At 53.9% G+C, this 14908-nt stretch carries 13 protein-coding genes; 3 read left to right on the top strand and 10 right to left on the bottom strand.

The genetic code is table 11. From position 1 onward, the window contains the following. Window positions 1–8: 8 nt before the first annotated feature. The 6 genes from IB237_RS12105 to IB237_RS12080 are packed head-to-tail and all read right to left on the bottom strand — an operon-like array spanning window position 9 to window position 6633. Complete coding sequence (locus IB237_RS12105; RefSeq protein WP_192488936.1) at window positions 9–347, bottom strand: hypothetical protein; 339 nt, start codon at window positions 345–347, stop codon at window positions 9–11. Between the two features lie 7 nt (window positions 348–354). Beyond that, the gene (locus tag IB237_RS12100; protein ID WP_192488935.1) at window positions 355–915 is read right to left on the bottom strand and encodes a hypothetical protein; all 561 of its coding nucleotides are present in this window, start codon (window positions 913–915) and stop codon (window positions 355–357) included. Window positions 916–918: 3 nt separating this feature from the next. After that, on the bottom strand, window positions 919–3273 hold the full coding sequence (locus IB237_RS12095) for a SpoIIE family protein phosphatase (RefSeq protein WP_192488934.1): 2355 nt from the start codon (window positions 3271–3273) through the stop codon (window positions 919–921). Further along, window positions 3273–4445, bottom strand: a complete 1173-nt coding sequence (locus tag IB237_RS12090; RefSeq protein WP_192488933.1) for a class I SAM-dependent methyltransferase — start codon at window positions 4443–4445, stop codon at window positions 3273–3275. Before IB237_RS12090 ends, IB237_RS12095 begins: the two co-directional genes overlap by 1 nt. Further along, window positions 4445–4918: a hypothetical protein gene (locus tag IB237_RS12085; RefSeq protein ID WP_192488932.1), complete on the bottom strand. Its 474-nt coding sequence runs from the start codon at window positions 4916–4918 to the stop codon at window positions 4445–4447. Before IB237_RS12085 ends, IB237_RS12090 begins: the two co-directional genes overlap by 1 nt. Window positions 4919–4959: 41 nt before the next feature. Continuing rightward, window positions 4960–6633 (bottom strand): bifunctional diguanylate cyclase/phosphodiesterase, encoded by a 1674-nt coding sequence (locus IB237_RS12080; RefSeq protein ID WP_192488931.1) that lies wholly within the window; start codon window positions 6631–6633, stop codon window positions 4960–4962. 369 nt (window positions 6634–7002) lie between these two features. Between IB237_RS12080 and IB237_RS12075 the strand changes: the two genes are divergently transcribed. Further along, window positions 7003–7899, top strand: a complete 897-nt coding sequence (locus IB237_RS12075) for a DMT family transporter (protein ID WP_192488930.1) — start codon at window positions 7003–7005, stop codon at window positions 7897–7899. 102 nt (window positions 7900–8001) lie between these two features. Here the strand turns inward: IB237_RS12075 and IB237_RS12070 are convergent, their stop codons facing one another. Together IB237_RS12070 and IB237_RS12065 are read right to left on the bottom strand one after the other, a co-directional pair. Continuing rightward, window positions 8002–10266 carry a methyl-accepting chemotaxis protein gene (locus tag IB237_RS12070; protein WP_192488929.1) on the bottom strand — a complete coding sequence of 755 codons (2265 nt, stop codon included), beginning with the start codon at window positions 10264–10266 and terminating at the stop codon, window positions 8002–8004. Window positions 10267–10451: 185 nt separating this feature from the next. Beyond that, window positions 10452–10967 (bottom strand): NUDIX hydrolase, encoded by a 516-nt coding sequence (locus IB237_RS12065; protein WP_192488928.1) that lies wholly within the window; start codon window positions 10965–10967, stop codon window positions 10452–10454. A 108-nt stretch (window positions 10968–11075) separates the two neighbouring features. Here IB237_RS12065 and IB237_RS12060 point away from each other — a divergent pair, with 108 nt between their 5' ends. Together IB237_RS12060 and IB237_RS12055 are read left to right on the top strand one after the other, a co-directional pair. Continuing rightward, window positions 11076–11720 (top strand): DUF47 domain-containing protein, encoded by a 645-nt coding sequence (locus IB237_RS12060; protein ID WP_192488927.1) that lies wholly within the window; start codon window positions 11076–11078, stop codon window positions 11718–11720. Then, a complete protein-coding gene (locus IB237_RS12055) occupies window positions 11720–12724 on the top strand; it encodes an inorganic phosphate transporter (RefSeq protein ID WP_192488926.1) in 1005 nt (334 codons plus the stop codon). Before IB237_RS12060 ends, IB237_RS12055 begins: the two co-directional genes overlap by 1 nt. Before the next feature lie 68 nt (window positions 12725–12792). Here IB237_RS12055 and IB237_RS12050 read toward each other — a convergent pair whose 3' ends face one another. Together IB237_RS12050 and IB237_RS12045 are read right to left on the bottom strand one after the other, a co-directional pair. After that, a complete protein-coding gene (locus IB237_RS12050; RefSeq protein ID WP_192488925.1) occupies window positions 12793–13674 on the bottom strand; it encodes a DMT family transporter in 882 nt (293 codons plus the stop codon). Between the two features lie 232 nt (window positions 13675–13906). Continuing rightward, window positions 13907–14554: a prolyl oligopeptidase family serine peptidase gene (locus IB237_RS12045; RefSeq protein WP_246787929.1), complete on the bottom strand. Its 648-nt coding sequence runs from the start codon at window positions 14552–14554 to the stop codon at window positions 13907–13909. Between the last annotated feature and the right edge of the window lie 354 nt (window positions 14555–14908).

Here is a 14908-nt window from a genome sequence, read left to right as displayed (position 1 = left end):
CTGCTTTTTCAGGCCAGCTGCAAGTCAAGCTGTGGGTAAAGCTTTTTGAGGTTTGGCAGGGATTTCGATTGCCAGGGATATTGCGAGGTGCCCTTGATCACAAACTGCGTCTCTGATTGTTTGCGTGCTTCGATTGTCAGTTTCGCTAGAAGGTTTATCCCGGATGAGTTCAGGAACTCCAGGCCGGTCAGATCAAAGATCACCCGACCGCGATTTTCGTGAAGCGCAGTCAGGGCAAGAGAGTAGATCGGCGCATAGGCATCCGGCCCAGCCAGCCGCAAAACTCCATCAAAATAAACGCAATCGCTTTCGGTCCATATCCGAAAATTCTCGTCTCTGATTTCCATCTGCTGTTCACCCGTTGGAGGTCAGTGGCAACGCAAGCGAAGCTGTTGTTGTCAGTCTAACGCGATCGTCATTGGAAGTTTCAAACTCCCATGACATGCGCGCGTCATAATCGGCCAGAAGCGTTAGCAAGCCCAATCCCGAACCTCCGGAATCAGATACGGCATTGGCTTCAATTTGCCGGATAAGCAGTTCGCCCGGGTCAACTGATAACATGTTTATCAGTATTTCCTGAAATTTACCTGATGTTTCGGCATTGATCTTATTGCGAACCCGCATCAGAAACGTGGCATCGACAACACAGGCCTCGATGACGATCTTGCCGGGCTGCCTAAATTTTACGGCGTTTTCGATCAGTTCGTTGCTCAGATATCCAATGTTGTGACGAATGTTCGTGTGCAGCGCTCGTGAGCCGAAAAAAGGCAGTGCCATCGCCTCGGCGATAAAATCGGATGTGAGCCCCGAGTGCCGCCAACCAAGTTCAAGCGGACCGTCAACCAGCGTCAGACGGGCCCCTTGTGAGAAGCTTGCTTCGGTAAGATTGTAAACCCCAAGGACGTTTCTGGACATAGCTTACCTGTGCCGCAATACGAGAAGGGTGATGTCGTCGTGAACCTTGTGTGGACCGATGTAGTCCATAAGCTTGGCGATGATGCCGGCGGCGATACGGTCAGCACTTTGCCGGTGTAATTTCACCGCTTCGTCGCAAAGACGGTCTATGCCGAAAAGCTCTCCGCTAACGTTTTCTGCTTCGGTCACACCGTCCGTGTGCAGAACGATGATATCGTCTTTTGCCAGACTGATCTTGCGCGTTCCAACAAAAGGCGAAATGTCGGACTCCAACCCAATTGGAAGGCCGAGGTCCATGGTTTCGATTCGTTCCAGCGCACCATTGGCACGCACGACAATGACCTCCTCATGCTGTCCGGAAATCAGCATGTCGTGCCCGTCATAGTCAAGGAAGGCCAGCGTCAGATGTTTGTCGATCCGGGTTCTGATGATATTCTTGAACAGTGCGCTGTTCAGATCAACCAAAAACTTTACCGGATCGGTCGTGCCTGCTTCATGCAGCGCTCTGGCAACAGATTGCACCATCAGCATCAGGACACCACTTTCAAGGCCGTGCCCGGTGACATCACCGATACCAATCTTGAACCGCCCATTCGCTTCCAGAACGTCATAGTAGTCACCGCCCACCTCGTCAGCGGCGCTCATAAAGGCAGCGATCTCCAGATCCTTGGATGAAGCAAGTTCGGAGGCAAGTGGCAGAACCATCATCTGGATTCTTTCGGCAACTGCGAGTTCCGTGCCCAAGCGCCGATTTTCTTTTTCTAGCTGGGCGTTGAGCACCGAAATCTCTTCTTTCGCCTCTTCGATTTCGGCGGTTCGCTCCTCAACCAGCTGTTCGAGATTTTCGGTGTGATAACTGATCTGCTGCGCCATTCGGTTGAACGCTTCACTTGCCTGCCCCACCTCGTCGCGGCTGGTGACCGGCACACGCACCGAATAATCCTGCGTCTGGATCCGGCGTGCGGCACTTGCAAGCGCACTGACGCCGCCGGTAATGCGTTTCGACACTGCCAGCACGGCCAATGTCACAATGATCAACGACAGGAGGATCGCGAGGACCTGATAGATGATGATGCGGTTGGTTGCGTCGGAAATCTTCGATTGAGCCGCGAAAAGGGAAGCATATATTTCCCGCTCAGGTACAACGATGCCAAGCGACATAGCATCTTTGCGGACATGGCCCGGCTCCCATAGGTTGCTGGCTGGTAGGTTTTTCATGATCACCATATAGGGCACCGGCTCGCCGTCCTGATCCAGTGTAAGGTGCCTGATGTCCTCACCGGGATTGTTGGCCAATTCCGTTATGGCAGGTTGCGAGCTGCCTTTCAGTGAGCGTTCGAGACCGGTCACACCGGTTCCCTTGGTGTCGTTGGCCGAACGGAGGCCAATCGTCTGTTCACCGTCCTTGCTGATGGCGATGACGTTGCCATCGGACATCGACAAAAATCCAAAGCCGGTTTCGGCAACTTTCACATTTTCGACGATCTCGGCAAGCTGATCGAGGGTGATGTCGGCACCAGCCGTTCCGGCAACGTTTTTCCTGTCAGTGCTCCAAAGTGGATGAAAAAAGCTGACAATCTGCTTGCCAGTTATAGCATCGGTATACGGGGCTGTTCGGGTGATGTCATCGGGACCGGTATGTGCCCTCAACTCCGCGTCCCAACCCTGCCAGGACTCATAGAGGCCGGGGAAAAAGAAGTCCCAGAAATTGGCGGTGTTGTGCCCGGGATAAAGCCGGTCAAAAGTCTGCGCCTGATCGGTATAGGGTGCGGTCCTGAAGATCGGCCGTTCCTTTGGGCCGATAAAATACATTTGAAGTTTGGAAGAGCCGTTTTTCAGAAGACTGGGTGCCACGAGATCAAGAACGGCGCTTGTCTGAATCTCGTCCTGTACATCAGCTCGCGGTGAACGGTCTTCATTCAGCAGGTAACCCCAGGCGCTGACGACAGATGGTGCACCCGGCGCATTCTGGGCCCACTGGCCGGCCGGGTCGAAAGTAAGCTGAACGCTGGCCGGCGACGTGCCGGAAATTGCAGAGCCGATATTTTTTTGCCGTTGTGGATTGTCTATCTGTTCCTGCAACACGCCGGCAAGGACGCTGACGTCATTGTTGACTTGGCCGAGAAGCAGCGAGACCTGGGCCGCCGTAGAATTGGCATAGGTTCGGATATAGTCCTGGCTCGCCTGCTCAAGACCATGGCCGACCTCTTCGGTTGCGTCACGCGACAGGCGCTGCACATTCCATAAAGCCAACCCACCACTGATCAGCAAGTCAATGAGAACAGCGCTGCCGACGACAATAATGAACTTGGCCCGAAATGAGCCCCAAGGGCGGATTGTGGTCAAGGTTTTGGGCATCAGTATGGTTTCCGTCCTGATGCAGCCCAGATTGGCCATCCCGCATATCCCTTGGGGTGTAGGGCGGCGAGCACATGATCTTTGAACCCTTGCCGGAACCGGCGGATGAAGTCGGGAGGATCACCCCGACGCACGGCCATCTGTCCGGCATAAACATCTTCCCACGCTTCAATCACATCGGCGAAATCTCTTGGGTCCCCATCGAGATTTGTTACCATGAAGGATTCCACCTTGATGTCGTCAAAACCGGCATCGTTGAGAAGACGGCGGCTTTTTGGTCCCATTTCCACATCCATGTCGAAATGGCTGAACAGTTTCGCCACCTGCTCATAGGTCCAGCGGATCGATTCCGAATGGGGTTCACCGAGGCAATGGGAGTTTTTTTCGTTGGTGATGTAAACTCGGCCACCCGGTTTGCAAATCCGAAACAACTCGCGCAGAAGGATGTCCGGCCGGTCAAAGATCTGCAGAGAGTGGCGGCAGGTGACAAAATCAAACTGATTGTCGGCCAACAACATCTGAGCGGCATCTCCATAGGTGTATTCAATTGAGGTCAGACCGAATTCTGCGGCGACACGCCTGGCGTAGTCGAGGCTTCTTTTCGAGTGATCCAGCGCAACCAGACGTGCCGGTTCGAATTGACGTTTGATCAAGGTCGCGAAGTCACCGATACCGCAGCATATGTCGGCGATGCTCAGCCCATTTCGCATACCATGCCGCGGCAGAATTTCGCGTTCGTGTCGCCAGGTCATTTTGGTCTGTGTTCGGAGAATAGGAATGAAACTCTCATCCTCGACGAAGGTTTGCCCGGGATAAAAGGCTGAATCGTAAATCTCGACCGACAGGTTAGGTTGGCTGGAGGCAAGCGTTTGGAAAAGCGGTGCGGACCACGCAATGACACTCGATGCAACAACGATGATTTTGCGCTGGATATTTGTCTTGCAGGCCTCTGTTAGTATCTGCTCAAGACAACGAAAAGCGGTCATGTTCAGATGTGTGACCCGTTTTATGTTGAGATAGATGACATTGCCGCTGCTATCGAGACTGCGCCTGATCACGTCAACGACGCCAGCCATCTCACCAGGGGACGAAGGACGTATCCTGCCGCTCAGCACGATTTCCTGATTGATATCGTCGAATTCAGCGGAAAATGATGGCGAGAACTGGCTCATTATGCGCCCTCCTGCAGCATGAAATCTGCAGTCAGGATTACGCGATCGTCGGCGTCTGTCTCAGCTTGTACATTGACCTTGATGGCATCAGCAAGAACCAGCAGATCGTGGTCGGAATGATATTCCTCTCCCCGTGCCGATCGATCAGGGTTTTGCCAGTGTAGCAGGGCCTTTCTGTCCGGGATAAAGCCCACACGGACGCGGACACATGCGTCACCCCTCAGAAGATTAAAATCAATATTGCCGACAGGTTTCGCAGAACGAAAAGCCAATTCCACAATCTCGTTGATAAGCAGCGAACTGAAGTTGGCGTAGCGGGACGGGTCCTCGTGCGACTGGGCAACAATGTCGGCGAGATATTCGGAGATTGTGTCACATAGGCGAAACTCCGACGTGAAAAGGCTGACGTCTAGCACCAATGCTGCCATGTCCTGAAACGTTTCCGGGTTGGGGCTGGCATATGGTCCGGTCATGATCACCTCCAAACACTTCACGTAAGATGTCGAGATATTGCTTACAGACGGGTATATTTGTCAGGAGTAATCGATCGTCGGGGGACTGTTTCCGGCAGTGACACTGAACCGGCCATAAAACTATTTATTGCCGATGGTGGCATCGGCTTGCTGATGGCATAACCCTGCAGACGGTCACATCCAAGACCACGCAGCCAGGTAACCTGTTCGGTGGTTTCAACGCCTTCCGCCGCAACCTCCATGCCCAGATCGTGGGCGAGCACTATCACAGATCGAACAATGGCTTGGCTTTTGGCATTTGTTTCCAGGTCGGACACAAAATACTTGTCGATTTTCAGGGTGTCGAAGGGAAAATTCTTCAGGTAGCTCAACGACGAGTACTGTGTTCCGAAATCGTCCAACGCAATTCGGATCCCGAGCACACTCAGAGTATTGAGCGTGTCGAGATTGTTGACGGTGCGTTCCAGCAGCACACCCTCGGTAATCTCCAGTTCAAGACGGTCGGAAGCAAGGCCCACGGTATCGAGTATCTGTGAAATCCGGTCGGTCAACCCGCTGACCAGAAACTCCGCTGGCGAAAGGTTCACGGCAACGATGTAGTCCTCAGGCCAATTCAAGGCTTCGCGGCAAGCGTTCTCCAGAACCCATTGTCCTATTTCACTCATCAGGCCGTCTGTTTCTGCCATCGGAATGAAAACGGCAGGGGGAATCTCGCCCAGCAGCGGGTGTTGCCACCGCAGCAAAGCTTCAAAGCCGAATATCCTGTTGCCTTCGGCAATCGGCTGATACTCAATGGAAAACTGGTCTTTTTCCAAGGCTATGCGAAGGCTTCTCCGCAGCAGTTCGCGCTGTTCGATGATTTGCAGCATCGCGACATCAAAGGCGCTAGCGCGGCCACGACCTTCCTTTTTGGCTGCATAAAGCGCGATATCGGAGGCTTTCATCAGGGTCTCGGGATCGCTGCCATCACCAGGCGCAATCGAAATGCCAACGCTAAGGCCGACGAATACCGAAATTCCATCGATTGTGAAGGATCGCTTGAAGGCGTGAACCAGGGCATCCCCCAATTCACTGGTACGCTGGCGCTGGTCCCGGCCGGAGGTGATGACGGCAAACTCATCCCCTGCCAAACGGTAGGCGGATTCCTTGCCGACAAGACATTCCTTGATCCTGTCTGCAGCCAGTTGCAGCAGCTTGTCGCCAGCGGGATGCCCCAGTGTGTCGTTGACAGGTTTAAAGTCATCAAGGTCAAGCTGCATCAGTGAAACACTGTTGCCATCAGACGAAATGGCGGTAAGTGCCGCCGATAAATCTCTCGCGAACTGGCGGCGGTTTGGCAGTCCGGTCAGCGGGTCATGGGTTGCCTGATAGAGCAGGGCCATGCGTTCAGTTTCATCTGCCGTTCGATGGGTCTGGACGACGCCGTAAAAATCACCGATCGCGTGAATTGCAAGTTCGCGAAATGCGCCAGCACCGAGGTCACGGCTGAGACGGAGTGGTTGATCCGGTGTCGCACCAAAGTGGTTCAAGACACTCGCCCTGTCCAACTCTGGATAGATCTCCCAAAGGGACACATCGCTTTCACGCGAAACGGATGCTTGCGCAGTTGCCGTGACATCAACGAGTTTGAACTGACGATCGAAGATCGTCAACTTGTCAGCACAATCACTGGTGCCGCCGGAAGACCGTTGCCAACTCGATTGCGCTTTGCTCATCTCTGAGAGATTCTCCCTCATCACAGGCTGCTAGAAGGTCTTTTCTTGGCTCAATATTAAGGCATATTAGCGTCGACTACTTAAAAGTCGATCAATAAAGTTGGTCGCATCAGAGATTTGCTTTTCCAAGCCATTCGGCCAAAGTGTCTGCATATCCATCTGATAGTGCTTGCAATTTGAAATTTAGACGACGCAATTCTTGGTCTCGTCAATCAACATGTCAGGCGCAGGACGACAAAGGTTGTTTGCGCAATCAAACGTCACCGGCTCCTGCAAGTTGCTTTTGCAGTTGCAACAGAACGCGCCACGCTCTAACGCCTTGTACCACAACATCGGGCGGATAGCGTCACGATTAAGAGCATTGAGATAATGACCACAGCTCCCGACAGCAGAACTCTTCTTGGAATTGCCCTTGCATCTGGCGGCTACGCCTGTTTTGCCTTACAGGACGCCCTGGTCAAATGGCTGGTGGATACCTATGAAGTGCCGCAAATCCTGTTCATGCGAAGTCTGGTCATCGTATTGATCACCGGCACGCTTGCAGCGCATTTTCGCCACCCGTCGATTTTCAAGAGTAAATATCGTGGGACGCTGGTGCTTCGCGCGGCTTTGATGTTGTTTGCCTGGTTGCTTTTTTATAATTCCGCCAAGGTCATGGGGCTGGCGGAGCTGACGACGCTCTATTTTTCCGCGCCGATCATGGTTGTGTTCCTGTCGATCCCGATCTTGAAGGAAAAGGTAGGCATTGGTCGCTGGATTGCCTGTTTTGGCGGGTTTGCCGGCATGGTGATCGCGGCAAATCCAACCCATTCACCCCACGTCATTCCGGCGCTGATGTGTATCCTTGCCGGTTTTTTCTGGGCTTGCAGCACCATTCTCATTCGCCTTGTCAGCAAGACGGAAACGACGCTCACCCAGATGTGGGCGACAAGCCTGCTGTTCGGTCTTGCTTGCGCCGTGACATTTCCGTGGATCTGGAAAACACCTGACATGCTCGGTTGGTCCTTGATGATCGGCCTCGGTCTTGTCGCGACAATAGGTCAGTACCTGCTTTACGAAGGGTTCCGCCATGCGCCGGCGTCTGCCTTGGCGCCGGTGGAGTATACAGGTCTCATCTGGGCTTTCGTGTACGGCTATCTGATCTGGGCCGAAATCCCCGCGACCAATGTTTTTGTCGGTGCCTTTGTAATCGTTGCCTCAAGCCTTGTTCTTGTCGCATGGGAACGGCGGTCCATTCGTTTGGCGGAAGGCCGCGCTGCGGTTTAATGGCAGGGCCTGTGTGTCCGCTGACCTCTGCATCCGGATATGAAAAAGGCGGGAATGATCTCCATTCCCGCCTTTGCTTGTTCAACGTTTTAGGCGTTCAGATCAGAACTCTTCCCAGCTGTCGGTCGCTGCCGCCGTTGCTGCACCAGAACGACCGCTGAAAGCCTGAGCGATCTTGCCAACCATACCACGTGCAGGCGAGGGGGTAGGGGCTGAACGCGGCGAGGCAGCCATCACGCCTGCCGTCTTGCGGAGTGCCGCGGTCTGGTTGCTCGTGCCGCCAACGCCACCATGTCCAAGCTGGAACTGGCTGATCAATTCGCGCAGACGACCGGCTTCGGTGGCAAGCGTAGCGCCGGCGGCATTGGCTTCTTCCACCATTGCCGCGTTCTGCTGTGTTACCTGGTCCATTTGGTTGACGGCCGTGTTGACTTCCGCCAATCCAACAGACTGTTCGCGCGACGATGTCGCAATCGAATCCATATGCTGATTGATGGTGACGATGTAGGATTCGATCGTGCGAAGGGCTTCTCCGGTTTCACTGACCAGTTTGACACCGCTGCCAACCTCGACAGACGACTTGCTGATCAGTTCCTTGATTTCCTTGGCAGCCTGCGCTGAGCGCTGCGCCAGTTCCCGCACTTCCTGTGCAACGACCGCAAAGCCCTTGCCAGCCTCGCCTGCTCTGGCGGCTTCAACGCCGGCATTAAGGGCGAGAAGGTTGGTCTGGAAGGCAATTTCATCGATGACACCGATGATACTGGAAATCTGGCCAGAGGACTCCTCGATTCGTCCCATCGCCAGTACGGCGTTGGCAACCACGGCCCCGGAAAGGCGTGCGCTCTCGTTTGCCTGGATTGCGACCGTACGAGCCTCGTCGGCGCGTTTGGAGGAGTTGGTGACATTGACCGTGATCTGGTCGAGAGCCGCTGCGGTCTCTTCCAGTGATGCCGCCTGCTGTTCAGTTCGCTTCGACAGGTCGTCGGCACTCTGGCTGATTTCGCGCGAGCCGCTATCGATAGAGCTGGTCGAGTGCGCAACAGATTGAAGCGTGTTGCGTAGCTGTTCGGCCGTTGCGTTGAAGTCTGCACGCAGGTTTTCGAAGTCTGCCGCAAACGGACGATCAAGCTGATAGGTCAGGTCGCCGGATGACAGATGTTTAAGGCCAGCAGCAAGGCCGTTGGTGGCTTCAGCCATCGCCTCGGCGCGTTGACGCTCTTCCTCGGCATTTTTGCGACGCTGCTCTTCGGTCAGATTGCGCTGCTCGTCGGCCTGACGTTCAAGTTCCTGTGTCTTGAGGGCATTGTCCTTGAAGACCTGAACGGCGCGCGCCATGGCACCGGTCTCGTCAGAGCGGCCTTCGCCTTCGATGGTAACCGAGAGTTCGCCAGCCGCAAGACGTGACATAGTCCCGGTCAGGCGACCGATTGCATCACCAAGTGATTTTGCAAACATAAAGAACGCCGCAAGTGCAAGCAGCGACGTCAAAATGGTCACGCCGATCATGGTCCACAATGCGGTGCGGGCCTGCGCCAGCATATCCGTTGCATCGGTGCCAATTTCAAAGACGCCGATCTTTTCCCCAGAGAAGGAATTGAAAGGTACTGCCTTGACCAGTATGTCGCGACCGTCGAGCACCAACGGTTCGAAGATGGCTTTACCATCAAATGCAGCCTGCACCGTTTCCATAGGCAGGAGTGTCTTGCCGTCTTCGGTCGATGACTGGTTGACCAGCTTTCCTTCGGACATGACGTTGACGGCGATCTCTGCGCCAAGTCTTTGGGCAAGCGGTGTGAAATAGGCGTTGGAAAGTTCGGTTCCGATATCAACGACACCGACAACCTTGCCGTCGACAAGAACAGGTGCGACGGCATAAATGCCAATGCCGGTTCGACCGGGTTCGATACCGGCGGAAACCTTGCCGGTGGAAATCGTCGACGCGACTGTCTTGCGGCGGTTCAGATAGTTGTCACCGAATTTTTCAGGCGCATGGGCGCGCGCAATGACGTTACCCTTGGCGTCGGCAACGGTAAAGTTCTGCAACCCGCCGACCTGTGCGATTTCTTTGATGTTCTTGGAAAATTTGTCCAGAAGTTGCTGGCGGTCATTTGCCTGCACCAGGCCTGCAATATCAGGTTCACCCGCAAAGGCCAAAGCCATCGCCGAAGCAGAGCGTTGAATGGCTGCCATATCGGTCTGGATAATTTGAAGGTCACTCGCTGCCTTGCTGGCAAGCGCCTTGTCATTCATATCCGCCTGACGATACCAAGCCAGTCCACCGATTGCAGCACTAGCAAAAAGCACGGCGGCAAAGCCGTAGCCCGTGATTTTGATCCAAAGTGGTTTTGTTACGGCTTTCGCATTCATTTCGGTCCCCCTCCGCGAAATATCTCTTCTCGGGACCATGTGCCTAAAGGTTCAATTTTTAATAAAAATCATGATGATTTATTATTATTTTTTTTGATACCGCTTGGCATTTCGGGGGAGGTGTGGGGTGTTTTGCTTCGTCAGCTAAGTTTCGATTTCAGACGCGTATGCCTGCACTTTCGCGGTTACTTTCCTTTTGGCCGAAACTCGACCAGCAGTGACTTGAGCTCTACTTCACGGACACGGCGCGCGGCTTCGTCGGGAGAAAACCATGCGACCTCGCGCTGGCCTCGTTCCTTGAAGTCGGCGACTGCATCGGTGGCCTCGACTTGAAAAACCTCAACCACGCAGGGTGCGACATCCCCGTCATCCAGCCATTTGAGGTATGTGTATCGACCAACTGGTTTCTTTCTGGCACGGCCACGAATGCCCGCTTCTTCCCAGGCCTCGATTTCTGCAGCCTGATAGGGCTTTTTCTTTTTCATCGGCCAGCCCTTGGGAATGACCCATCGCCCCGTGCCTCTCGTTGTGACCAGCAGGATCTGAATGTCATCTTGCTCGGCTAACCGCCGAAAACATAACGCGCCATATTGCGTTCGAAACCCGCCAGTGAACAGCTTGTCCGGCATCGATGCTAATTGTTGCAGCAAACTGCTTGATTTGGGAGGCGACCTCTTACGGTCCGGTTTTGGGGCTTTCATCCAAAGATAAATCGCTGATTTTTAGCCAAGCTTCAATCGTCCAGTTGCATTTATGACAGTTTTATGACAGCGCAACAGCGATCAGCCTGAAGGCAAGGAATAGAAGTCATGATGAGTATCTTCCGGAAAATGATGCCGCGCGAAGACAAGTTCTTCGATATGTTCAATGAACATGCGCGAACGGTCGTGGAGGCTGCAGAAGCCTTGCGGAATCTTCTGAATGGCATAGACCTCGAAGCTAATTGCGAACGTATCGTTGAGCTTGAAGATCGCGCCGACAATATCACCCGTGACGTTCTCCTTGCGGTTCGTCGCAGCTTCATCACACCCTTTGACCGTGGTGACATCAAGGATCTCATCCAGTCGATGGATGATGCGATCGACATGATGCACAAAACGGTAAAGACCATCCGCCTGTTTGAGCAGAGAAGCTTCGATCCGCTGATGCGCCAGATGGGTGAAGAGATTGTGCGGGCTGCACATCTTGTCGCAGCGGCCATTCCACTTCTCGACAAGGTTGGCGCCAATGCCCAGCGACTCAGCGCAATTGCAGAGGACGTTACGCGTGTCGAAGGTCGTTCGGATGACCTGCACGATCAGGGTCTGAAAGACCTGTTCCTGCGCCACGGCGCGACTGGCAACGCGATGGCCTACATGATTGGCAGCGAGATCTATGGCGAACTGGAAAAGGTTGTCGACAGGTTCGAAGATGTCGCTAATGAAGTCAGCGGCATTGTGATTGAGAACGTCTGATGGACGCGACACTCGCTTTTCCGCTTTTGGCGGCCCTGATCGGCATCGCGCTGTTTTTTGACTTTCTCAACGGGCTGCATGACGCGGCCAATTCGATCGCAACGATCGTCTCGACGCGCGTTTTGCGCCCGCAATATGCGGTAGCCTGGGCTGCATTTTTCAACTTCATTGCCTTTCTGTTCTTTGGCCTGCATGTGGCTGAAACACTTGGAACCGGTATCATCGACCCCGGTATCGTGTCGCCTGCGGTGATCTTCGCCGCATTGATCGGGGCGATCGTCTGGAACATCATTACCTGGATTTTTGGCATTCCATCCAGCTCGTCGCACGCTCTGGTCGGTGGCTTGATCGGTGCTGGCATTGCTAAGGTCGGCGTTTCCTCAATCGTCTGGAGCGGCTTCCTGAAAACCGCTGGCGCGATTTTTATGTCGCCGGCAATCGGCTTCTTTCTGGCGCTGGTTCTGGTGCTGGCGGTGTCCTGGATCTTCGTGCGCCAAACGCCGTTTGCGGTCGACCGTACGTTCCGTATCATGCAGTTCATTTCGGCATCGCTTTATTCACTCGGTCACGGTGGTAACGATGCTCAAAAGACCATGGGTATCATCGCTGTCCTTCTGTTCAGCCAGGGCTATCTCGGCTCTGAGTTTTACGTTCCATTTTGGGTCGTGATTACCTGCCAGTCCGCGATGGCGCTTGGCACATTGTTTGGTGGCTGGCGCATCGTTCACACGATGGGATCGAAGATCACTCGTCTTAACCCAATGCAGGGTTTCTGCGCGGAAACCGGAGGCGCATTGACGCTGTTTGCCGCGACGTGGCTTGGCATTCCAGTTTCGACCACCCACACGATCACTGGCGCTATCATCGGTGTTGGTGCAGCCCGTCGTATGTCGGCGGTGCGCTGGGGATTGGCGGGCAATATCGTCATTGCTTGGATTGTTACCATGCCGGCCGCGGCGCTGATTTCCTACGCGACCTTCAAGCTGGTTTCGCTGTTTGGATAAAATAATCGCTCCGGCTTGATTGTTAGCCGGAGTTTCCTCTTATTGTTGGCTCGTCCGACCTAATGGTGTCAGATGACCTTTGTAACGATTTTGGAGCGGCGATATTCTCGCCAGACCGTGAACAGGCCGGCTCCCACTACAATCAATGCGCCAATCACCATGTTCAATGTGATGGTTTCACCAAAGAACAGGGAGGCGACTGCGACGCTGAGCACCAGCTGGAAATAGGTCAGCGGTTGCACCTCGACTGCAGTCAGCAGTGAATATGCCTTGATCAGGAAATAGTGGCTTAACGCTCCGCAGATGCAGAGAGCGGCCATCGGCAGCCAATCGCTTGGCGCGATCGGTGTCCAGTAGAATGGGCCGATAATTGAAGCTGCAATTGCTCCAACTACGCCCGCGTAAAAAACACTCGTCGTCGCGCTGTCCTCATGTCCGACAGCACGGGTCGCAACGTTATAGAAGGCGTATAATACGCTGGCGGCGAGCGGAATGAGCAGTCGAACGTCAAAATCGACATTCACAGGGTTCAGAATAACGAGAACGCCGATCAAACCGACGAGTACAGCCAAACCTCTTCTCCAGCCAACCTGCTCACCAAGCAGCGGAATGGACAGAACCGTGACGATGAGGGGAGTGGATTGCATGATCGCCTGGCTCATGGCGAGGCCTGCAGTCGTAAAGGCAATAACAACAACAACCACTTCGCCAACCAACAGCAGGCCACGAATGATCTGCAGGAAGGGTTTTTGGGTGGTGAGGGATGCTCGCAGACCGCCGGGCGCGGCTGCCGCCAGAATTGTCACAAAAACGGCGAATGCCCAGAACCGGATCATGGTCACCATGATTGGCGGGTATTTTTCTCCAAGCAGCTTCGAAAAAGCATCCTGACCGGCGAATATCGTGACGGCGAGCAATACGTAGACGTAGCCCGATGCTTTACTGTTCATTTCTGCTGCCTTGAGCCTGTTCTCGTGGTGGAAAGCATATCTTCTATACCCGAAAACAAGACATTGCTTGAAAATTATGATGGCAAATGTTGGTGCCCTGCAAGACGAGGAGTTTTGGTGTTGCCTGATACTATACCGTTGGTACGCAGGCTGATTTTGTGCAGATTTCAGGCGTCAATTCAGACACAGAAACGCCCGGACAACCAACGGCTGATCCGGGCGCTTAAAGTGGTTATTGTGGGGTGGTTTGCAGCCGTTGTTTCAAAAGCCAGTCCCATAGTTCGGGATCGTTCAAGGCAGCCAGCTCAACGCCTGAGTGATCGACACCTTCAAACACCGTCAGTTTGGCGTCCCGTTTCAAAGTCTTGAGACGTTCATACAGGATGACGGAATCCGACAATGGGATCACGTCATCACTTGTGCCGTGAAAGACCCAGAACGCCGCTTTTTCATTGGTTCTGTTGAGATAGTGGCGGTTGCCACCGCCAGCTATTGGGGCAAATGCCGCAAACGTCTCGGGATATTGTTCCGCCAATGCCCAGGCTCCGAAACCGCCCCTACTGTACCCGACAACATAGATGCGGGAAGGGTCGACGCGATGTTTTGAAACAACCTCATCCAGCGCCGATTTCACTTTTTCGATAGGATAGAGCAGTTCTTCGCTGGGGTTTTGAGGTGAAAAGACGAGAAACGGAAACTGCTTGCCATCGGCGATGAGCTTGGGAAGTCCTCTTGATCTGACCTTTTCGATATCGCTGCCGCCCTGGTCTCCTCCATGAAGCCAGACAACGAGAGGATAGGTCTCGCTAGAGGTCTCATACCCTTGCGGGGTGTAGATCAGATAGTTGAGGTCATTTTTGACAGGTGCCGATGATGTCATTGCCACCTGTTCAGCATGGGCGATCCCCAGCGCGCATGTCGCCAGTGCTGCGCCCAGAACCGCAGCCAAAAGTTTCTGCTTCATCCGTCTATCTCCTCTTTAACGGTCGTTCAGCCCGGACATGGTCATGCACTGGGACTGACAAATCAAGTTTTCTCCTTGTTGTAATGAGGTGAAAGCCGGGGGACATGGACGGTTTGGGGGAACTCAACGAGGCTTCAAACGTTTTCTTATGACACATCGGAGCGGTACGCTCAGTGACTTGGACTTCCCCGGCGTTTTGACCGGATAGCGATTGTCGGGCGTACTGCGTGATGTCTCCCTCTCCCATCCATCACATTGACCTGCGGCGTC

Source organism: Agrobacterium sp. AGB01 (genome assembly GCF_014851585.1).
Classification (GTDB): Bacteria; Pseudomonadota; Alphaproteobacteria; order Rhizobiales; family Rhizobiaceae; genus Agrobacterium.
This window is presented reverse-complemented; position numbering and strand designations above follow the sequence as displayed.